The organism is Streptomyces sp. NPDC002619 (assembly GCF_042889305.1).
Classification (GTDB): Bacteria; Actinomycetota; Actinomycetes; order Streptomycetales; family Streptomycetaceae; genus Streptomyces.
Genome location: NZ_JBIAQV010000001.1, coordinates 649,979 through 670,976, shown reverse-complemented (window position 1 = coordinate 670,976; position 20,998 = coordinate 649,979). Strand labels below are relative to the sequence as shown.

The 20,998-nt window shown below is 72.6% G+C and carries 12 protein-coding genes; 5 read left to right on the top strand and 7 right to left on the bottom strand.

Translation table 11 applies throughout. The annotated features are described in order from the left end of the window. Positions 1 to 283 precede the first annotated feature (283 nt). The 7 genes from ACFYXB_RS03320 to ACFYXB_RS03290 form a co-directional block, all read right to left on the bottom strand. Positions 284 to 1,036 carry a GntR family transcriptional regulator gene (locus ACFYXB_RS03320; RefSeq protein ID WP_389577193.1) on the bottom strand — a complete coding sequence of 251 codons (753 nt, stop codon included), beginning with the start codon at positions 1,034 to 1,036 and terminating at the stop codon, positions 284 to 286. 147 nt (positions 1,037 to 1,183) lie between these two features. Then, positions 1,184 to 2,395, bottom strand: a complete 1,212-nt coding sequence (locus tag ACFYXB_RS03315; RefSeq protein WP_389577191.1) for a DUF4190 domain-containing protein — start codon at positions 2,393 to 2,395, stop codon at positions 1,184 to 1,186. A gap of 252 nt (positions 2,396 to 2,647) precedes the next feature. Beyond that, entirely contained in the window at positions 2,648 to 4,225 is a 1,578-nt protein-coding gene (locus ACFYXB_RS03310) for a S8 family serine peptidase (RefSeq protein WP_389577189.1), read from the bottom strand. Between the two features lie 211 nt (positions 4,226 to 4,436). Then, complete coding sequence (locus ACFYXB_RS03305) at positions 4,437 to 5,267, bottom strand: oxidoreductase (RefSeq protein WP_389577187.1); 831 nt, start codon at positions 5,265 to 5,267, stop codon at positions 4,437 to 4,439. A 131-nt stretch (positions 5,268 to 5,398) separates the two neighbouring features. Further along, positions 5,399 to 5,791, bottom strand: a complete 393-nt coding sequence (locus tag ACFYXB_RS03300) for a hypothetical protein (protein ID WP_389577186.1) — start codon at positions 5,789 to 5,791, stop codon at positions 5,399 to 5,401. Continuing rightward, entirely contained in the window at positions 5,791 to 8,109 is a 2,319-nt protein-coding gene (locus ACFYXB_RS03295; RefSeq protein ID WP_389577184.1) for a DUF4132 domain-containing protein, read from the bottom strand. Before ACFYXB_RS03295 ends, ACFYXB_RS03300 begins: the two co-directional genes overlap by 1 nt. Beyond that, positions 8,109 to 10,580 carry a DUF4132 domain-containing protein gene (locus ACFYXB_RS03290; protein WP_389577182.1) on the bottom strand — a complete coding sequence of 824 codons (2,472 nt, stop codon included), beginning with the start codon at positions 10,578 to 10,580 and terminating at the stop codon, positions 8,109 to 8,111. Before ACFYXB_RS03290 ends, ACFYXB_RS03295 begins: the two co-directional genes overlap by 1 nt. Before the next feature lie 169 nt (positions 10,581 to 10,749). Between ACFYXB_RS03290 and ACFYXB_RS03285 the strand changes: the two genes are divergently transcribed. The 5 genes from ACFYXB_RS03285 to ACFYXB_RS03265 are packed head-to-tail and all read left to right on the top strand — an operon-like array spanning position 10,750 to position 20,891. Then, complete coding sequence (locus ACFYXB_RS03285) at positions 10,750 to 14,340, top strand: DUF4132 domain-containing protein (protein WP_389577180.1); 3,591 nt, start codon at positions 10,750 to 10,752, stop codon at positions 14,338 to 14,340. Continuing rightward, entirely contained in the window at positions 14,337 to 15,425 is a 1,089-nt protein-coding gene (locus ACFYXB_RS03280; protein ID WP_389577178.1) for an AAA family ATPase, read from the top strand. The genes ACFYXB_RS03285 and ACFYXB_RS03280 overlap by 4 nt, the downstream gene beginning before the upstream one ends. Next, positions 15,425 to 17,731 (top strand): DUF5682 family protein, encoded by a 2,307-nt coding sequence (locus ACFYXB_RS03275; protein WP_389577176.1) that lies wholly within the window; start codon positions 15,425 to 15,427, stop codon positions 17,729 to 17,731. Before ACFYXB_RS03280 ends, ACFYXB_RS03275 begins: the two co-directional genes overlap by 1 nt. Beyond that, on the top strand, positions 17,728 to 18,906 hold the full coding sequence (locus tag ACFYXB_RS03270) for a VWA domain-containing protein (protein ID WP_389577174.1): 1,179 nt from the start codon (positions 17,728 to 17,730) through the stop codon (positions 18,904 to 18,906). The genes ACFYXB_RS03275 and ACFYXB_RS03270 overlap by 4 nt, the downstream gene beginning before the upstream one ends. Continuing rightward, on the top strand, positions 18,903 to 20,891 hold the full coding sequence (locus ACFYXB_RS03265) for a hypothetical protein (protein ID WP_389577172.1): 1,989 nt from the start codon (positions 18,903 to 18,905) through the stop codon (positions 20,889 to 20,891). The genes ACFYXB_RS03270 and ACFYXB_RS03265 overlap by 4 nt, the downstream gene beginning before the upstream one ends. Positions 20,892 to 20,998 lie beyond the last annotated feature (107 nt).

Sequence of the window (20,998 nt, the reverse complement as noted above, 5' to 3'; positions counted from 1 at the left end):
GTCGCCTCGCCCTCTAAGGAAACCGCAATCCGCATATGCCTGAGCCTACGCCCAACCTTCACTCAGCGAATACGCCTTTTCACAAAGAGGTACGCAACCAGCCAGAACGGTGGGGGCGCACGATGCCGAACGCGCCGTCTGTGCGCCCCGGTACAACCGGTCCGAGGCATCCCGGGGCAGCCGGGACCACCTGCGAGAACGGCCGGATTCCAACGGCCCGCGGACGGAGGCGGATCGGTGCGGAATGGGAGGTGGTGGGCAGTCAACTGCCCGGGGGTGTGCGCTACTTCACTGGCAGGTGGTACGACACACGGTAGCGGTCGGCGGGAATCACCACGTCGGCCGTCTCGACCGGGCGGCCGGAGGCGTAGTAGGTGCGCTGGACGACGACGACGACATGTCCGGGGACGCCGCCCAGGGTGAGGAGTTCCTCGGCGAGGCCGGGGCGGGCGCCGACCTCCTCGGTGACGTTGTCGACGATGACGTCGATGGCCCGCATGCGCTCGACGACACCCATGCCGCCCAGCGGGCCCTCCTCGGGCAGCATCACGGGGGTGCGGCCGGTGACGGCGAGGGGCTCCCAGGAGGTGGAGAGCATCATCGGCTCCCCGGCTTCCCGGAACAGGTACTTGGTGCACATCACGCGGTCGCCGGGCCGGATGCCGAGCCGCTCGGCGACGCCCCGGCTCGCCTCGGTCTGCGCGCTACTTGACTCCCATGTACCGCGTGCGGCGGCGTCGGCCTGCTCCTGCCGGAACGGGGTGGCCCCGCCGACGGGCCGGTACCCGGAGCGGGCCACGCTCCGCGGCACCGGCCGCTCACGCACATACGTCCCGGAGCCGGAGCGGCCCTCGACCAGCCCCTCGGCCATCAGCACCTTGCGCGCCTCGAGAGCGACGGTGTCGGAGACGCCGTACTCCTCACGGATCCGTGCCTGCGACGGGAGTCGGGTATGCGGTGGCAGTGAACCGTCGACGATCTTCTTGCGGAGATCACCCGCGACGCGCAGGTACGCCGGCTGCTCACCGAAAGTCACTGGCCGCTCCCATCAGGTTGTACAGACAGCAACAGCGTGGCAACCGTGGGTTGAGACGTGCAAGCGAAGGCCAGAGAATCACTCGATGTGATGAGAAGTGGTGGCGGTGGGGTTTGCCCAGGCACTTTCTCCCCGGTCCGCCCGCCGTCACACCTCCATGCCGCCGCCGTCTCCTCCGCTGCCCGTGCCGCCGCCGTCCGTGTCGCGCTCCGGCGGGGTCGTGGCGAGGCCCAGAGCCTTGCGCGCGGTGACCGTCGTGGTGGGGTCGAGCAGGTCGAAGCCCTTCTCGTAGTGCGCGTAGAAGGCGTCGGCGTCCTTGGCTTCGGCGGCCGCCGCCCACTCGGACCGGGCCCTGCCGAGGCCCGGGATCAGGCCCGTGACCGGCTTCTTCGTGTCAGCCGCCCAGTCGTGCGCGCGCAGCATCCCGGACTGCTCGCCCAGCGCGGCCGAGACCCGCCCCGCCCAGGCCTTGTGTCCCGGCAGGTCGTCCTCGACGTACTCGGCGTCGGGCGCGCTGTCGAGCGCGGCGTTCAGGACGTGCGCGGCCTTGAGATAGGCGACCTGGTCGGCGTCGAGGACGGTCTCGTCGTTGCGCAGCGAGCCGGTCAGCCCGGCGTCCTCGACCGTGTTGCCGAAGACGCAGGTGACCTCGCGGTCGCCCGCCCGCCAGCTCTCCCGGGTGGGCGTGAGGTAGTAGACGTCGACGTCGTCGGGGAGGGCCCAGCCGTCCATGGCGTAGCTGTCCTGGAGCGCGTAGCAGCGCTCGTCGGCCGTGTCGGTTACCGAGTCGAGGCCGGGGAAGCGGCCGCCGGGCAGCTTGAAGGTGGCGAACACCTCGCCGTCGTGCTCGCCGTCGCAGGACACCTGGTCGACGTCGTACGTCTCGCCCTCCAGCGAGCCGCCCGGCGCGTCGAAGCATTCGCCCTTGCTCAGCGAGATGCTCGCGCCGCCGTTCGCGCCCTCCTTGAACCCCTCCCAGAAGTCCGACACCCCGCCCGTGGCGAGGGCCAGCGCCCATACCGCGAGCCCGAGTACGGACAGCACGGAGCCACCGATCGCCAGACCCTTGCCGCGCTCGCCCCGCTTCTTGATCTGGCGGAGCGCGATCAGCCCGAAGACCAGTCCCACGCCCGGCAGACAGCACAGGACGCCGAGGACGAGGGAGGTGATGGCGAGCCCGTTGACGGGTGCCGGCTGGTTGTACGGGCTGTAGCCCTGCGCCCAGGGCTGGTACGGCGGTTGGCCGTAGGTGCCCTGCGGGTATGGCTGCTGCCCGTACGGGCCCTGCGGGTACGGCCCCGGCTGCGACGAGTACTGCCCTTCGGGCTGGTGGGGACCTGGGGGCGGAGGTATGGACACGGGTACCGTGCTCCTGGGTTCGGGCGGCGGCGGTGCTGGACCGGCGTACTGGCGTACGACAGGCCGCATGGTAAGCGCGTAACTGGCGGGGGCGGAACGCGCTGTGTCACCACCAGGATCCGCGCCGCCTACGACCACCCCTTCGGCTTCCTCGCCGTGCGTCGCCGCTCACGCCTCGTCCTCGCGGCCGGCCGGGTCGCCGAGGCGACGCCGTACGACGCGAGGACGAGGGACGACCTCATGGAGCGAGCGTCAGAACTGGAGCGCCCAGGAGTTGATCCTCCCGGTGTCCAGGGACGCGTTGTCGCTGACCCGCAGCTTCCACGTGCCGGCTGCCACCTCGGACGAGGCGTTGACCGTGTACGTGGTGTCGATGTTGTCCGCGCTGCCGCCGGTGCCGTACGCCTTCAGCGTGTACGCCGAGCCGTCGGGGGCGATCAGCTGGACCTGGAGGTCACCGATGTAGGTGTGGACGATGTGCACCTCGACGGCAAGGGCCGAGGGCGCGTTGCCGCTCACGCCGCTGACGGTGATCGGGGACTCGACCGTCGCGTTGTCGTTGATCGCGTAGTCGGTGGTGTTCTCGAAGCGCGGGCCGGTCGGCGGCGGGGGCGTCGAGCCGTTACCGACGTACAGGAGCCGGTTGGGCGAGCCGGTGCCGGGGCTGCCGACGACGCCGGTGGTGGCGGCGCTCACCAGGGCGGAGGAGACCGCCGAGGGTGTGGCCGTCGAGTGGTCGGCGAGGTAGAGCGCGGCCGCGCCGGTGACGTGCGGGGTCGCCATCGACGTACCGGAGATGGTGTTGGTCGCCGTGTCGCTGGTGTTCCAGGACGAGGTGATCGATGAGCCCGGGGCGAACAGGTCGAGGACCGAGCCGTAGTTGGAGTAGCTGGCGCGGGCGTCGCTGGACGTGGTGGCGCCGACGGTGATGGCCTCGCTGACGCGCGCGGGCGAGTAGTTGGAGGCGTTGGCACCGTCGTTGCCGGCCGCGACCGCGAAGGTGACGCCGGCCGCGATGGCGTTGCGGACGGCCGTGTCGAGGGCGCTGTCGGCGCCGCCGCCGAGGGACATGTTGGCGACGGCGGGCTTCACGGCGTTCCGCGCGACCCAGTCGATACCGGCGACGACCTGCGCGGTCGTACCCGAACCGGCGTTGTTCAGCACGCGCACGCCGACGATCTTCGCCTTCTTGGCGACGCCGTACGAGGTGCCCGCGACCGTGCCGGCGACGTGCGTGCCGTGGCCGTTGCCGTCCTGGGCGGTGTTGTCGTTGTCGACGGCGTCGTAGCCGTAGGAGGCGCGGCCGCCGAAGTCGCTGTGCGTGATGCGGACACCGGTGTCGATGATGTACGCGGTCACGCCCTGCCCGGCCGAGTCCGGGTAGGTGTACTTACTGTCCAGCGGGAGGTTCCACTGGTCGATGCGGTCCAGGCCCCAGGAGGGCGGGTTGGTCTGGGTCGCGTCCATGTGGAAGGTGCGGTTCTGGACGACGGAGGCGACGGCCGGGTCGGCGGCGAGGCGCTTGGCCTCGGCCGCGGAGGCCTCGATCGCGTAGCCGTTGAGGGCCTTCTGGTACGTGCGCTGAATGCTGGCCCCGTACTCCTTGGCCAGCGCGCGGCCCGCGACGGAACCGGCCTTCGGGGCACCGGGCTTGAGGGTCACGACGTAGCTGCCGGGGACGGCGTTCGCGGCGCCCTCGTACTGGACGGTGCCCTCCCGGTCCTGAGCGGCACCGGCAGGGAGGGCGGAGACGAGGCTCGCGACGAGGGCGGCGGTGGCCGCCGCGCCGAACACGGCCAGTCTTCGGCGGGCGTGACGTATCACTGCCATCTGAGGGGTCCTCCTTCAGTTAGACATGATCATGTCAATTTTGGGTTTCTTTGCCTCTGCTGTGCAATTCCGGTACCTGAGCGAAAGATTGGGGCCTGCGGAGGAATTGCACAAGGGCGCCGGACGGGGCGTGCCACGGGCGTCGTCGGTGACACCGACGACTCACGTGGGCTCGGTGGGGCCCGTGTTGGTGACCGCCCAGGGCTTGGGGTCACGCGTCGAAGGCGGTGGCCCGGGTGAGTTTCTCCCAGGCGGCGATGTCGGTGCGTACGGCGTCCAGCTGCGCGAGTACGGCGGTCACCGCGTCGTCGCCCAGGGACAGGTGCAGCGGTGTCTCCTCGGCGTCCAGCGCGGCGAGGATCAGCGCGGCCGCCTTGGCCGGGTCACCGGGCTGGGTGCCGTCGCCGCTCTCGACGTAGCCCCGGGTCTCGGTGACGCTGGCGTACACCCCGCTGTCGGCGCTGGCCCCGGCGCGTCCGGCGTCGAACAGTGAGGTGCGGAAGGCGCCCGGCTCCACGATCAGCACCTTGATCCCGAACTCCCGCACCTCGTCCACGAGCGCCTCGGACATGCCCTCCAGCGCGAACTTCGTGCCGCTGTACGCCGAGAACCCCGCGAAGGACATCTGCCCGCCCACGCTGCTCAGCTGCACGATCGCCCCCGAGTGCCGCTCCCGCAGGTACGGCAGCACCGCGCGGACGAGGGCGGCCGGCCCGAAGACGTGCAGGTCGAACAGTGCGCGCAGTTCGGCGTCCGTCGTCTCCTCGAAGGCGCCGACGTGCGTGCGGCCCGCGTTGTTGACCAGGACGTCGATCCGCCCGTGCCGCGCCACCACGTCCCGTACGGCCGGTTCGGCGGCGGCCGTGTCCGTGACGTCCAGGCGCAGCGGCTCCAGTCGGCCGGGGTGTGCGGCGGCGAGCCCGTCCAGCGCCTGCGGCCGCCGGGCGGCGCCCACGACGGTGTCACCGGCGGCGAGTGCCGCCTCGACGATCGCGCGCCCGAACCCACTGCTCGCGCCGGTGATCAGCCACACCCTGCTCATACGACCGCTCCCTGTTCTCCGGTGCTCCTACGGTCCCGGAAACCAGCGAACCACCCTCCCCCGGGCGCCAGTTCACGTCCAACGGGTTTCGCCGCGCGTTCACCGGCCCGGCGTACGCGACCGCGCTCGGCTCACCCCCCGACGAGCGCGACCAGTTTGATGAACACCAGGTCGGAGTCCGTCCCGAGGTCCACCACTTCGTCGAGGCTGTCGACCTGCCGGTCGCCGGTCAGGACGAAGAAGCCGTTGGCGAGGAAGGCACGTTCGGCGACCTCGGCCTGGCGCTGCCAGTCGAGGGGGCGGGGTGTACGCAACCGGTAGCCGTTCAGGTCGGTCTCGGCGTCGTCGGGCCGCACGAGACCGTTGAAGCGGTGACCGGGCCGCGCGTTGTACCGGGCGACCTCCTCCCGCACCCGCAGCCGTATCAGCTCCCGCACGGTCATGAGGTCCGGCACCCCCTCGACCTCCCACGCGGCGACCGCTTTCCCGGTCGCGGTCTCGTCCCGGAACGTCACGGTGGCCATCAGGCACTCCTCTTGATCTGACGGAGGATGGTGGGGTCGGTGATCTCGCTGTCGGCGGCGAGCAGGAACGCCTTGCTGAGGATGAGGGAGAGCCGCTCGTCCTCGAAGGGCAGGAACAGCTTCCCGTCGCCCTTGCGGCGATCGGGGACGACGCACAGGTAGGCGTCGTCGGGCGCCATGAGGATGTTGGCCGAGCCCAGATGGATCCGGTACGTCGTCACATCGCCCCGGACCGTGAGGTAACGCCCCTCCAGCGAGCACCGGTCGGCGATCTTCAGGCGGGGCAGGATGCGGGCGAGCACGTCGCGGCGGGCCTCGGCGCTCTCGGTCAGCTCGGCGAAGCCGGCCCGCTCCCAGTACGTGCGGGCGGGGCCCCGGTCGGTCCAGTCGGGGTCGGCGGCGATCGAGGTCACGCCCACGAACAGGTCGACGTCCCGCATCGCCTCGCTGAACACCAGCGACGGCACCTCGGACAGGGCCACTTCGCGCCAGGTGCCGCCGTCCCGTCTCCGGAACCGCACCTGGTCGGTCGAGGCGAGCAGGTCCTCGCCCGCCGAGTCCGCCATGGCGTGGTGGAAGTCGACCCGCCACTCCCCCGCCGCCAGGGTCCGCTCGGCCGCGTCCTCGTCTCCGAGGTCCCACGGTCCGAGCCTGCGGCTCTGCCAGCCACGGGCCCGGAACAGCGCGAACATCCGGTGGTAGTGGACGATGTGGGCGGCGAAGCGGTTGGAGTAGACACGGGTCTCCTCCTCGGCCGGGGTGAGGACGTAGATCTCGCGGAACGCCTGCTTGAAGGGCTGGCGTATGCGGTGTTCGGTGATCAGGTCCCGCCACGCCCGTACCGCGTCGGGCTCGGAGCGGATGGGGTGCCAGAGGCGTACGGAGGTGTCGTCGGGCGCGTCGGGCAGCTCAGCCGCCTCCGGCAGGACGGCCCGCCAGTCGCCGGGAGCCACCTCGATCTCCCAGATCAGCCGGCCCACGACGGACCGGGCGAGCGGATGCCCCAGCAGTTCGGCACGCCACCAGCCGTACGGATGGACGGTGTCGACGACCAGCCCGCCCTCCAACGCCCGGGCAAGCGTGCTGAGTTGGATGCCCGCCCGCTTCACCAGGTCGCGCAGCTCCTTGACCAGGCCGGCGTGCTCGCGGCGGACGGGCGCCGGGACCGAGCGCAGGGCGCGGCCGTCCTTGGCCCAGGTCAGTTCCACGCTCTCGCCCACCGTGACGACGGCCTCGTACCCCCCGGCCTCGCGGCGCAGCACCCCGTCGGCGCCGAAGCCCAGCGCCGGCAGCCGCAGCGCCACGTCGGTGCGCTCGGCCAGGGCCGCGTCGAGCTTCTTGGACATCTTGTCGAGCCGCTTGGGCACTCCGGCGTGCCGGATGGTCGCCCGCACGGTGCGCAAGGCGGTCACCAGCTCGGGGGTCGGGAACTCCTGTCCGGCGCGGACCAGTTCGTACAGCAGCGCCTGTGACGGCAGGGTCCTGGCCGTTGTGGGGGCGAGGCAGATGCCGGGCAGGAGCCGGTCGAGCAGGTCCGGCAGCCAGGGCTCGTCGCGCAGCAGCGCCACGCGCGCGGCCCGGCCGAGCGCGCCGACCTCGCCGTCCGTGAACGCCTTGTCGGACCGGTAGGGGATCGTGCCCGCGTGGATCGCGTCGGCGCGGGCGAGCGCGGCCTCCAGCGCGCGGCGCGCGAACACGGCGTACGCGGGGATCAGGGCGATCCGCTGCCAGGTGTCGGGGAGCATCGGCGGCGAGCTGTACGTATGGGTCTGGCCGGCCTCGACCAGCAGCGCCCGTTCGGCCGGGGCGAGGCCGGCGACTACGGCGGTCTCGTCCTGGTGGATGACGCCTTCGGTGCGGCCGAGCCGCTCCACGACGGCGGCGAGGGGCTCGGCTCCGGCGAGTGCTGCCACGGCGAGCAGTGCGTGCGGCTGGCGCATGTCGTCCTTCTCCAGGAAGAACTCGGTGAGGGTGCGGGCGGGTTCGGCGAGGTCGGGCCAGGGTCCGGTGCAGCGCAGCAGCGTGCCCGTCCCGCGCGTGAGGTCCGCCCAGTCGCGCTCGGGGAGCCGTTCGACGAGTGCCTCGAACATCCGGCGGCACGCGTCGGGCGTGTAGCGGGGCTGGCGCTCCCGGCCCTCGTACTCGACGGCGAAGCGCACCGACGCCACCCGGTGAGGGGCCTTCGCGCCCACCCGGTAGGCCTCGGGGAGCAGTTCGCCCAGCTCGTCGTCGGAGATCCGCGCCAGATCCGGCCGGCCGACGTCGATCCCGCAGTCCGGGTCGGTGAGTACGCGCATCAGCTGCGCGGCGAGCTCCATCAGGCACCCCTGTTGATCTGGCGGAGGATGGTCGCATCGGTGATCTTGCTGTCCGCGGCGAGCAGGAACGCCTTGCTGAGAATGAGGGCGAGCCGCTCGTCCTCGAAGGGCAGGAACACCTTGCCGTCGCTCTTGCGGCGGGCCGGGACGATACAGAGATAGGCGTCGTCGGGCGCCATGAGGATGTTCGCCGAACCCAGGTGGATCCGGTACGTCGTCACATCACCCCGGACCGACAGATAACGGCCCTCCAACGAGCAGCGGTCGGCGATCTTCAGGCGGGGCAGGATCCGAGCCAGCACGTCGCGGCGGATCTCGGCGCTGGGGGTGAGCTCGCCGAACGTCGCCGTTCGCCAGTATGCGGTGTGGCGGGCCTCTCCCCGGTCGGTCCACTCGGCGTCGGCGGCGATCGAGGTCACGGCCACGAACAGGTCGACGTCCCGCATCGCCTCGCTGAACACCGGCGGCGGCACCTCGGACAGGGGTGCTTCGCGCCAGCGGCTGCCGTCCCGTCGCTCGAAGCGGACCTGGTCCGTCGCGGCGTACTGGGGTGCGTAGTCGCGGCCGTCGTCCTCGGCGGGCTCGTGGTGGAAGCAGGCCCGCCACGCGCCGTCGCCGAACTCGGCCCGCGCCTTTCCGTCGTACCCGCCGTCGTGTCTGCCGAGGAAGTTGGCCTGCCAGCCGCGCTCCTTGAACAGCGCGTAGAGCTGCCGGTACCGGACGATGTGGGCGGCGAAGCGATTGGAGTAGACGCCGGTCTCCTCCTCGGCCGGGGTGAGGAGGTAGATCTCGCGGAACGCCTGCTTGAAGGGCTGGCGCAGGCGTTCGGTGACGATCCGCGTCCGCCATGTCCGGATGTCGTCCGCCGAGGCGCCGATCGGATGCCACAGCCGCACCCGTACCGAGTCGGGGTCGTGCGTGGCCGGAAGTGCCGTGTGCCAGACGCCGTCTGTGTCCTGGAACTCCCAGATCAGGGCGCGGGTCAGGGCGCCCGTGACGGGGTGGTCGTGGTAGTGGCGGCGCCATTCGTCGTACGGCCACTCGCGCGCGGCCGACAGCAGCGCCTCGACACGGACCCGCTCTCCGGACACCGTGCTCCGCACCTTCTTGGCCAGGGCCTTCAACTCGGCGAGTCCGTCCGGGAATCCGTCCTTCACCGCCGCCGGGGCCGTACGCGACGTATCTCCGTCCGGGCCCGTGAACGTGAGCCGGACCGTCGTCCCGTCATCGATCGACAGCCGTACCCGGAACTCACCCAGCGTGCGCTCCAGCGAGCCGTCGTCGGCCAGGCCGTGCCGGGGCACACCGCGCTCGACGAGCTGCCCGGCCGTGATGCCCTGCCGCGCGGCGGCCGTCACCAGCGCGGTGTCGAGTTGCTTGCCGAGGGCCCGGTGCCGGATCCGGGACCGCAGCCCCCACAGGGCGTCCAGGGCGGCCGGATCGCCGATCGCGGCCAGGGCGTTGAGCGCGGCACCGGCGAGTTTGTGGTCCGGCGTCACACCAGTCCCCCGGCCGGCGGCCCGGCGGGCGAGAGCGCCGAGGTGCGCCACCGTCTCCGCGTCGCCGGTGAGCGCGGCGGCCCAGACGGCGCCGCGCGCCAGGTCGCCGTCGTTCTGGTGGACGAGGTAGTGGTAGTGGTACCTGCCCTCCTTGCGGCGGCACACCGGGTCGCCCTCGGCCAGCTCGCGCAGCGTCCCGGCCACCGTCTCGCGCGCCGCCGCCCGGTCCGCCAGTTCGACGCACGTCCGCCGCCAGCGCTGAGTGGGGCGGGGGCTGCCAAGACTCGCCAAGTGCCGTACAAAACCAGCCAGTTCCGGTGTCGCCGCGATGTCCGCGGCGTCCCGCAGCGGGGCCGCCCAGGGGGCGTCCGCCGGTATGAGCCCGTCGGGGATGTGCGCCTCGTCGACGCTCGCGAGCAGCGTGCGCAGGCGACCGGCCAGGGACGGGCGCCGGTGTGCGTCGCCGTCGGTGTCCATGAGTTCCGCGTGCGCTCGCCGCAGCCAGGGGGCGAGGGCCCGGCGGCCGTCGGCGTCCAATTGCTCGGCAGCGATCAGCACCTTCGCGAGGGAATCGAAGTACCAGAACCCCATGTCGTACTCGGCGACGCGCACGAGCATCACCGCCACCTCCTCCGGCGTCCAGCCGCGCACCCGGTCGATCAGGGCGGCGATCTCCGCCTCGTACTGCCAGAAGCCCCAGTTGTCGAAGCACGCGGCGAGCAGGAGGGTCAGGGTGGCGGCGCGGCCGTCCTCGTCGGACCGGTGCGCGAGCCAGGTGTCGGTCTCCGCCTGGATCGCCGCGCAGCGGGCGCGGAAGCGGTCCTGCTCGTCCGGCCCGGCGCCCCCGGCGTGCTCGGCCCGCTGGCGCTCCAGGAGTGCCACAAGTTCACGGGCGCGGGCGAGCGCGGCGGTGCGTACGTCGTCGAGCGAGTCGTCGCGTCGGGATTCGGCCACGAGGGCGTCGTACAACATGCCGGGATCATGGCAGGGGGCACTGACAACGCCCTCGACTCGGCGCCGTGCCAGGCCTGTTCACCGCCCTCGACGGGCTGACGGAGGGGACTGTCAGTGGGCCCGCTTACTGTGGGCGACACCTGATCAAGCGATCACCACTGGGCATGGAGTCGGCGGAGGAGGGGCTGTGCGGCGCTGGGAGTTTATCGGTGACGGGTCGTCGAAGTTCTGGGAGGCGGCGGCGGAGGACGCCACGGTCACCGTGCGCTACGGACGGGTGGGCACGGAGGGCCGTACGCAGCTGAAGGAACTGGACTCGGCCGAGGCGGCGCGGGCGTACCTCGAGAAGGCGATCGCGGAGAAGGAGCGCAAGGGGTACCGGGAGATGCAGGGTGTCCCGGTCCCGGGCCCAGTTCCGGTTCCGGTCCCGGCGGAGGGCCGTGCCGATGACGCTCCCGTGGCGCCCGGCTTCCCCGACGAGGACACCTTCACGATGCCGGCCGCATGGGCGCGGCAGGTGTATCCGCGGCGGGGCGGGATCCGGCGCGCGGTCGCCGCGCCGCACGCCGAGGCCGAGCAGTTGACGCGGAAGCGGCTGACGGAGGAGGCCGGCTGGGTCGAGCGGATGCTGACCGCCCCGAAGAGCGATCCCCGGATCGTGGAGGCCACGCGCGCGCATCTGGACGGGAGCCACAATCCGCTGGGCGCGGCCGTCGTGGCGACGCTGACGATGCACTGGCAGCTCCCCGACGGCGTCTTCGTGGACGCCTGGACCGGCGCTCACGGAACGGCCTTCGCCGCGCGCGCGGTGGTGGAGTACTTCGGCGTCGAGGCCCACTGGATGCAGCACGGGGGACAGCGGAGCGATCCCTGGATCGCCTTCCGCTCCGGGTCCGCCGACGGGTACTGGGCCCGGCCCAAGTTCGCCGACCGGATGCGCTTCGTGCTGGCCGCGGCCGACGAGGAGACGTACGGCCAGGTGGTCGCGGCGCTCGCGGACTGCCGGGACGACGTGACGCGCCGGATCGTCGTGTCGTATCTGCTGCCCGGCGAGCAGGAGTGGGTCGCCGAGTGTCTGGCGGACGTGCCGACGGCCGACGAGACCCTCCGGGCCATGCTGCTGTGCTCGGTCGGCTCCCCCGAGCAGCTGACCCACTTCGGGAACCGGTCGCACATCGGCTGGAACGGCTGGACGACGCAGCTCGTCGCCACGCTCGCCGAGGGCACGGGCAAGGCCTTCGCACCCTTGCTGGACGAGGCTCTGGACGCCGCGTACGGCTCCGACCGGACCAAGTCCTTCGGCTCGGCGCTGGTGCAGTTGCCGTCCGACGACGCCTTCCGGGTCCTCCTCGCGCGCGTGGAGGACAAGTACATCCGCCCGTTCCTGCTGGAGGCGATGCGCCGCTACCCGGTGCGCGCCCTGCGCCTGCTGAGTGCGGCGGCGACCGGCACCGCCAAGTACGCGTCAATGGCGGAGCAGTTGCTGGCCGCGCACGTCCGCTCCCACCCGGAGCTGACGGCGGCCGCGCTGCCGGACCTCCCGGTGGAGGTCGCCCACCTCGTCGAACCGCTGCTCGGCCGGGCCGACCGGGTGCCCGAGGCCCCTGTCGAGGCGCTGCCCGGACTGCTGGTCGCCCCGCCGTGGACGAGGAAGCGTACGGCCCGCAAGGCCCGGGTGGTCGCACAGGCGGCGGTGGCTCCCGCGCCCCAGGTCGTCTGGCAGCACGGGGAGCGGGACGCCTGGGCCGGCACCAAGTCCTGGTACTCCCGGTGGCGCCGGACGTACGACTGGTCCCGGGAGATCGCGGTCCTGCAGCGCGGCGAGCTGTTCAAGGACGTCCGGGACGCCTTGCTGTTCGTCCGCGGTCCCGAGGACGTGGTCCGTCCGCTGCTGGCCGTCTGCGAGCCCGAGGACTACTGGGACGGCGAGGCCACGCTCAAGCCGGTGGCCGCGAAGTGGGGCGTGGAGGCGCTGCCGCTGCTGCTGCGGGCCGCCGCCCGACACCCCGCCACGATGGGCGGACTGCTGCTGCCCTATCTGGACGTCGAGGTCACCCGACTTGTGTGCGACTGGTTGGCACGGCTCAAGTCGGCCGACGCCACGGCCCGTTCGTGGCTGACGCGGCACGGGCTCGCGGCCGTCCCCGTGCTCGTCCCGCACGCGGTGGGACCGGCCGGCACGGTGCGGCGCGGTGCCGAGAAGGCGCTGCGGCTGCTGGCGGCCGGCCACGGTGACGAGGCGGTACTCACGGCTGCCGCCGGAAGCGGTGCGGAGGCCGTGGACATCGTCGCGGACCTGCTCGCCGCCGACCCGCTGGAGAGCGCCTTGCCCGCCCGCATGCCCGCCGTCGGTGCCTGGGCCGACCCGGCGCTGCTCCCGCAGATCCTGCTGACCGAGGGCGGTGCGCTGCCCGACGACGCGGTACGGCACGCCCTGACCGTCCTCGCGCTGTGCAAGCCGGGCGAGCCCTACCCCGGGCTGACCGTGCTGGTCACGCACTGCACCGCCGACTCCCTCGCCGCCTTCGCCTGGGGCCTGTTCGAGCAGTGGCGGCTGGCCGGCATGCCCGCCAAGGACAGCTGGGCCCTGCACGCGCTCGGTGTGCTCGGGGACGACGAGACCGTACGGCGGCTCACTCCCGTGCTGCGCGCCTGGCCCGGCGAGGGCGCGCACCACCGAGCGGTGGAGGGCCTGAACGTGCTGGCGGAGATCGGCACCGACGTGGCGCTGCTGCATCTTCACGGCATAGCGCAGCGCGTGTCGTTCAAGGCGCTCAAGCTGCGCGCCCAGGAGAAGATCGCCGAGGTCGCGGAGGGGCTGGGGCTCACAGGCGAGCAGTTGGGCGACCGGCTCGTCCCCGATTTCGGCCTGGACGCCGACGGCAGCACGGTCATCGACTACGGCACCCGCCGCTTCACCGTGGGCTTCGACGAGCAGCTGCGCCCCTATGTGCGCGACGCCGACGGGAAGCGGCGCAAGGCCCTGCCCGCCCCCGCCGCCAAGGACGACCCGGAGCTCGCGCCCGCCGAGCGCAAGCGGTTCGCCGCACTGAAGAAGGACGTGCGCACGATCGCCTCCGACCAGGTACGGCGGCTGGAGGCCGCGATGGTGGCCCAACGCGCATGGACGGCCGCCGAGTTCCAGGAGCTGTTCGTGGCCCACCCGCTGCTGTGGCACCTGATCCGCCGGCTGGTCTGGCTCAGCGAGAGCAACGGCGAGGTGACCGCCTTCCGGGTCGCCGAGGACCGTACCTTCGCCGACGTCCAGGACGACGAGTTCACGCTGCCCGCAGAGGCGAGCGTCCGGCTGGCCCACCCGCTGCACCTGGGCGCTGAACTGGCCGCCTGGTCGGAGCTGTTCGCCGACTACGAGATCCTTCAGCCCTTCCCGCAACTGGGCCGGGCCGTCCAGGCCTTCACCGAGGAGGAGGCGACGGGCCACAGGCTGACCCGGTTCGAGGGCGCCACCGTGCCGGTCGGCAAACTGCTCGGCCTCACCAAGCGCGGCTGGGAGCGCGGCGAACCGCAGGACGCGGGCGTGGAGCGCTGGTTCCACCGGCGCATCGACGACGACCACTACGTGGTGATCGGCCTCGACGAGGGCATCGCCGTCGGCGTGGTCGACATGTTCCCCGACCAGACCTTCGAGAACGTGTGGCTCGACAGCAGCCCGGGCGACTACTGGAGCAGCCGCTCGCACCCGCTGCGCTTCGGCGACCTCGACCCCGTCATCGCCTCCGAGATTCTCGCCGACCTGACCGAGGTGACCGCGAAGTGACCGCGACCGTCTCCGATGAGCAGCTTCAGCGTCCGCCCGCCGAGGTGCGGTACGCCGACGAGCTCGCCGCCCTGCGCGCCGCCGACGACGATCCGCGTCCGCCGGGCTGGCAGCTCAGCCTGCGCGCCGCCCGCCGGTTCGTGGTCGGAGACGAACGGGCTGGCATCAGCCGGAAGTTCGTCGGCAACACGTCCCTGGTCGAGCGGGCCCTGGTGACCCTGGCCACCAATCGCGGCCTCATGCTGGTGGGCGAGCCCGGCACCGCCAAGTCGCTGCTTTCCGAGCTGATCGCGGCGGCCGTCAGCGGCAGTTCCGCGCTGACCGTGCAGGGCGGCGCGGCCACCACCGAGGACCAGATCAAGTACTCCTGGAACTACGCCCTGCTGGTCTCCGAAGGCCCCTCGACCCGCTCCCTGGTGCCGGCGCCCATGCTGCGTGGCATGGCCGAGGGCCGGATCGTGCGCTTCGAGGAGATCACCCGCTGTCCGCTGGAGGTGCAGGACTGCCTGCTGTCGCTGCTGTCCGACCGGGTCATCGCCGTACCCGAGCTGGACGGGCCGCAGGGCATGGTCTTCGCGCGTCAGGGCTTCAACGTCATCGCCACCGCCAACACCCGTGACCGGGGCGTCAACGAGATGAGCGCCGCCCTCAAACGGCGCTTCAACTTCGAGACGGTCTTCCCCATCCCCGACTTCGACACCGAACTGGCGCTGGTCGAGGCCGAGGCCACGGCCCTGCTACGGCAGTCGGGGGTGGAGCCGGCGCCACGCCGGGACGTGCTGGAGGTCCTGGTCGGCACGTTCCGCGAGCTGCGCGGCACGGCGGCGCCGGGCGAGCGGATGTCGACGGTGATGAGCACCGCCGAGGCCGTGTCCGTCGCGCACGCGGTCGGGGTGCGCGGCTGGTTCCTGCGCGGGGAGCCGGGCAGCGCCGCCGACGTGGTGGCGTCTCTCGCGGGCACCGCCGCCAAGGACAGCCCGGAGGACCTCGCCCGGCTGCGCCGCTTCCTGGAGCAGGAGGTGCCGCGTCGCAAGGGCTCGCAGTGGCGGGAACTGCACGACGCGCGTCATCTGCTGGCCGACTGATGCAGCCCGCCACTCCCGACCCGGTTGTCTTCATCGGCGTACGGCATCATTCGCCCGCCTGCGCCCGCCTGGTGAGCGAGGCGATCCGGGCCCTGCGACCGGCATACGTGCTGGTCGAGGGCCCGGCGGACATGAACACGCGGCTGGACGAGCTGCTGCTCGGACACCGGCTGCCCGTCGCGGTGTTCAGCCACTACCGCGACGAGTCACGCGTCGCCACGTCCTGGGCCCCGCTGTGCGACTACTCACCGGAGTGGATCGCCCTGCGGGAGGGGCACGCCGCCGGTGCCGAGGTGCGGTTCATCGACCTGCCCTCCTGGCATCCGGCGTTCACCGAGCGGACCGAGCGGTACACCGACCGCTACGCCGACGCCGAGGCCCGGTACGCGGAGGCGACGGCCCGGTTGTGCGCCCATTTCGCCGTCGACTCGGTGGACGCCCTGTGGGACAGCCTGTTCGAGGTGACCGACGCGGCTGACCTCCAGCCGCGTCTGGACGCCTACTTCGAGCTGGTACGGGGCGACGCCGAGGCGGACCCGGGCGACCAGGCACGCGAGGAGTACATGGCGTCCTGGGTACGGGCGGCACTGGCCCACGCCGGCGGGCGGCCGGTGCTGGTGATCACCGGCGGCTTCCACCAGCCCGCGCTGCGCACCCTGGCGCACAGAAACGGACCCGCCGACTGGCCCGAGGTGCCCGCGCCGCCGGAGGGCGCTCTCGGCGGAAGCTTCCTGGTGCCGTACTCCTTCCGGCAGTTGGACGCCTTCGCCGGATACCGGTCCGGTATGCCCTCGCCCGGCTACTACCAGCGCCTGTGGGAAACGGGCCCGGAGACGGCGGCGCGAGATCTGCTGCGCTCGGTCGCCGAGCGGCTGAGGGCACACGGGATCCCTGTGTCGACGGCCGACCTCATCGCCGCGCGCGGGCTGACCCAGGGGCTGGCCCTGCTGCGCGGTCATCCGTACGAGACGAGGGTGGACGTCCTGGACGGCCTCGCCGGTGCGCTGATCGGCGACGACCTGGAGGCGCCACTGCCGTGGACCACCGGCGGGCCGCTCGGCGCGGGCTCGCATCCGGTGGTCGTGGAGATGGTGGCCGCCTGCACCGGCGACGCCGAGGGACGGCTGCACCCCGGCACACCCGCACCGCCCCTGGTCCACGACGTCGCCGAACAGCTCGCCCGTCTGGGCCTTGCCGACGCCGACGCGTCCCTGACCCTCGACCTCACCGATGCGGCCGGCCGCGCCCGCAGCCGGGCACTGCACCGACTGCGTGTGCTCGGCATACCCGGCTTCACCCGCGCCGCCGGCCCGGCCCACGGCGCCGACCCGGTGTTCACCGAGCGCTGGGAGCCCGGCCCGGCGACCGGGCGCGAGGCCGCGCTCATCGAGGCGGGTGCCTACGGCGCGCGGCTGGACGAGGCGGCGTCGGTGGTGCTCGGCGAGCGGGTGCGGGCGGCGGGCACGGACGTGGGACCGCTCGCGGGGCTGCTGTTCGACACGGTGCTGTGCGGGGTCGGCCCGCTGTGCGCCGAACTGCTCGGCACGCTCGTCACCCAGGTGAGCCAGGTCCCCGAACTCGGCCCGCTCGGCGAGGTGTTGGCGGCGGCGCTCGGTCTGTGGCGGCACGACCGGGTGTTCGGCGTGGCCCGCGACCGGCTCCTTGGCGAGGTGGTGGCGAGCGCCGTCGACCGGGTGTTCTGGCTGGCGGAGGGGCTGCACGGTGGCGCCGGGGTGGACTTCGCCCGGCTGCGCGCGCTGACGGCCGCGCGGGAAGCGCTGCTGCACGCGCCGGACCTCGTGCCGGTCACCCGGGAAGCCGCCGCAGCGGCCGCCGCCCGGATCGGCCGCGATCCCCGGGCCCCCGCCGACCTGCGCGGAGCCGCCTTCGGCCTGCGCTGGGCGCTCGGCGCCCCGGACGACCCCGCCCCGGCGGTGCGGGCCCTGGCCGCCGACACCCTCGGGGACTGGCTCGCGGGCCTGTTCGCACTGGCCCGCGAGGAGGTGACGCGCGGTACGGCCGCCGAGGGCGAGGGGCTGGTCGACGTGCTCGACGGGGTCGTATCGGCGCTGACCGAGAACGACTTCCTCACCGGCCTACCCGCGCTCCGCCAGGCCTTCGCCTTCTTCCCGCCCCGCGAACGCGAGCGCATCGCACAGCGCCTGCTGGACCGGCGCGGCGCCCACGGCTCCGCCCGCTCCCTGCTGCGCACCACCGCCGACCCGCTGCTGCTGGCCCGTGCCAGGGCCCTGGAGGACAACGTGGCCCGACTGCTGGAACGACACGGGCTGGGGGCGTCGCGATGAACTCCCCTTCGTCGGACCCCCTTTCGGCACCCGACCCCACCCTCGAACGCTGGCGGCTGATCCTCGGCGCCCCCGCCGAACGCTGCACCGGCCCCCTGCACGGCGAGGCCGCTGCCCGCGACGCCGCACTGGACTGGCTCTACGGCCGCGACGAGGACCTGCGCCGCCGAGGTGTACGGCGCGGCCCGGCCGACTCGCGCGATGGCGGCACCGGACCCTCCCAACTCACCGCCGTGGACTGGCTGGACGACGTCCACCGACTGTTCCCCAAGGAGACGGTGGAGCGGCTGGAGCGCGACGCCGTGGAGCGGTACGAGATCCACGAGATCGTCACCGACCCGGACGTCCTCGCCCGCGTCGAGCCCAGCCAGACCCTGCTGCGCGCCGTCCTGCGCACCAAGCACCTGATGAACCCCCAGGTCCTCGCGGCAGCACGCCGGATCGTCGAAACGGTCGTACGACAGCTGATGGAGCGCCTGCGACCGGAAGTGCACCGCTCCTTCAGCGGCTCCCGCTCCCGCCGCCCCAGCCGCATCCCGCTGGCCCGCGACTTCGACTTCAGGGGCACCATCCGGGCGAACCTCGCCCACTACCAGCCCGAGGAGCGCCGCGTCCTCATCCAGCGGCCGCACTTCCACTCCCGCACCCGCCGCCATCTCGAGAACTGGCAACTGGTCCTGCTGGTCGACCAGTCGGGCTCCATGGCCGGCTCGGTGATCCACTCCGCGGTGACGGCGGCCTGTCTGTGGAACCTGCCGGGGCTGAAGACGCATCTGGTCGCCTTCGACACCCAGGTGGTGGACCTGACGTCCGACGTGACCGACCCGGTGGAACTGCTGATGCGGGTCCAGCTGGGCGGCGGCACCGACATCGCCCGGGCCGTGGACTACGGCGCCGCCCTGGTCGACAACCCGCGCCGGGCCATCGTCGCGATCGTGTCCGACTTCTACGAGGGCGGCGACCCGTACCGGCTGGTCCGTACCGTGCGAGGGCTGGTCGAGCAGGGCAGCACCGTGCTGTGTCTGGCCGCCCTGGACGAGGAGGCGGACCCCGTCTACGACCGGGCCCTGGCCGGGCGGCTGGCGGAGGCCGGCGCGCAGGTCGGGGCGATGACGCCGGGCCGGCTCGCCGAGTTCGTCGCCGAGAAGGTCGGCCGGGGAGGACAGGCCCGATGACCCGCGCGGATCTGCTGTCCCTGACCCCCGAGACGCTCGCGTCCCTGGCCAACCGCGGCCTGGTCAAGCGCGCGGAGAAGGACCTCGCGGCGGGGTCCGGCCCGGAGTTGACCACGACTGCCGAGGGCGCCGTACGCGGTTCGTTCCCGGACGGCACGCAGACCGTACTGCCGCCAGGGCTCGGCCTGGACGCGGTGGGCTGCACCTGCGGCGCGACGGGCGTGTGCCGCCACCGGATCGGACTCGTGCTGGCGTACCAACGGGCCACCGAGGCCGGAACGGAGAGCGCCGGGGCGGCGTACGAGGACTGGTCCCCGGGCGAGTTCGACGACGAGGCGCTGGCCAAGGCCGTGGGCCTCCCCGCGCTGACGGCAGCGCGCCGGGTCAGGGACCGGGGCTACACCGCCCGCGTCCACCCTCCCACCGCCGAAGACCCGGTACCGCGCGTGGAGTTGCCGACGTGCACGGTCCGTTTCCCGGTCCCGCACGAGCTGGGCTACGCCCTGACCGACGCGTCCGCCGCACTGCGCGGCGAGATGGTCGCGCTGGCGGTGTGGGCGTTCCGGGCGGCGGACGAGGGGGAGACGACGGAGGTGAGCGTCGGAGGACGCGCGACGCCCCGCGCGCAGGGTGCCGACGACGCCCTGCGCACGGCCCTGTCCCTCGCCGACGAACTCCTCCTGGACGGCGTGCAGCAGGCGGGCCCGGTGTTCGCCGGCTCCCTGGACCGGGCCCGGCAGGAGCTGACCGCCGCCTCGTGCCACTGGCCGGCCGGAGCGGTGGCGGATCTGGCGGAGCAGCTCGACGCGTACGCGGCACGCGCCACCCGGTACGAGCCGGAGCGCTTCGCCTCCCTCCTCGCCGAACTCCACGCCCGTCACCGCGCCGCCGACCGAGACCCGGTCGGCGTGCTGGGCACCGGAGAGGCACCGCAGACCCCACTGCGCCGGGTGCGCCTGGTGGCCCTCGGCTGCCGCATCACCGGCACCACCCGGGACCGCACGGCGGAGACCTACTTCGCCCACGCCGACGCCGGAATCGCGCTGGTGCTGCGCAAGCGATGGGAACTGACGGACGAACAGGCGCCCACCGGCCACGAGTTGTCCACCCGTCGACTGCTCGGCTCCCCGCTCCACGCGCTGGCCACGGCGAACGTGGTGAGCGAACACACCGCACGCGCGGCGGACCGTACGGTGTCGATCTCCCGGGGCCGGATCGCCGCCACCAGCGTCACCCCGGTCGGCTCGGCGTGGACCGAACTCCCGGCGAGCCTGCTGCTCCACGACACGGCAGCGCACCTGCGGCGCACCCTCGCGGACCGTCCCCCGCGCCTGATCCGCCCACGGGTGGAGGCGGATGCGCTACGGGTGGTGGCGATCGGGACGATCGATTCATTCGGCTACGACCCCGCGGCCCAACTCCTGGAAGCGGCCCTGCGCGATTCGGCGGGCAACGACATCCTGCTGCGCGCCGAGTACAACCCCCTCTCCCCCGGCGGCCTGGACGCCCTGGCCAAGGCACTCTCCGAAGACCGGATCACCCACATCAGCGGCCTCCTGACCCGCACCCACGGCCGGACAACCCTGGCCCCCATGGCCCTACTGACCCCCACGGGCGTAGTGGTCCCCGACCTGTCCCCCGGCACGGGCGACACACCCCTCACCACAACCCCCGCCCACCGGACCGACCCGATCACCACGGCCCTCCGCTCGGCCCTCACCACCCTGGCCGACGCGGCCCACCAGGGCCTGCGCCACCTCACCACGTCGACCCGCACCCGCCTGACGGACGCCGCGGCCCGCCTCCACCGCACGGGCCTGCACACGGCCGCACGCCTCCTCCGCGACCTGGACCAGACCCTCACCGGGCAGGGCGCGACGTCAGCCGTCCCGTTCTGGGTGAACGCCCAGATCAACCTGGTGACGAGTCTGGAACTACACGAAGAGGGACAAGAGGGATCGACCGGTCACACGGACCCCGGATGAAATATCTATTCACAGTTGGTACACCTTTCACTCAATCTTTACCGCGGGGTACAGTGCGCTGACCCTCACCGCTCACTCGTTCGAGCGGCATCCGCATGTCCACCGTC

Bases quoted from the DNA above. Each gene is read 5' to 3' on its own strand.
- ACFYXB_RS03310 (WP_389577189.1), bottom strand. From the start codon at position 4,225: ATGGCAGTGATACGTCACGCCCGCCGAAGACTGGCCGTGTTCGGCGCG.
- ACFYXB_RS03305 (WP_389577187.1), bottom strand. From the start codon at position 5,267: ATGAGCAGGGTGTGGCTGATCACCGGCGCGAGCAGTGGGTTCGGGCGC.
- ACFYXB_RS03300 (WP_389577186.1), bottom strand. From the start codon at position 5,791: ATGGCCACCGTGACGTTCCGGGACGAGACCGCGACCGGGAAAGCGGTC.
- ACFYXB_RS03295 (WP_389577184.1), bottom strand. From the start codon at position 8,109: ATGGAGCTCGCCGCGCAGCTGATGCGCGTACTCACCGACCCGGACTGC.
- ACFYXB_RS03290 (WP_389577182.1), bottom strand. From the start codon at position 10,580: ATGTTGTACGACGCCCTCGTGGCCGAATCCCGACGCGACGACTCGCTC.
- ACFYXB_RS03275 (WP_389577176.1), top strand. From the start codon at position 15,425: ATGCAGCCCGCCACTCCCGACCCGGTTGTCTTCATCGGCGTACGGCAT.
- ACFYXB_RS03270 (WP_389577174.1), top strand. From the start codon at position 17,728: ATGAACTCCCCTTCGTCGGACCCCCTTTCGGCACCCGACCCCACCCTC.
- ACFYXB_RS03265 (WP_389577172.1), top strand. From the start codon at position 18,903: ATGACCCGCGCGGATCTGCTGTCCCTGACCCCCGAGACGCTCGCGTCC.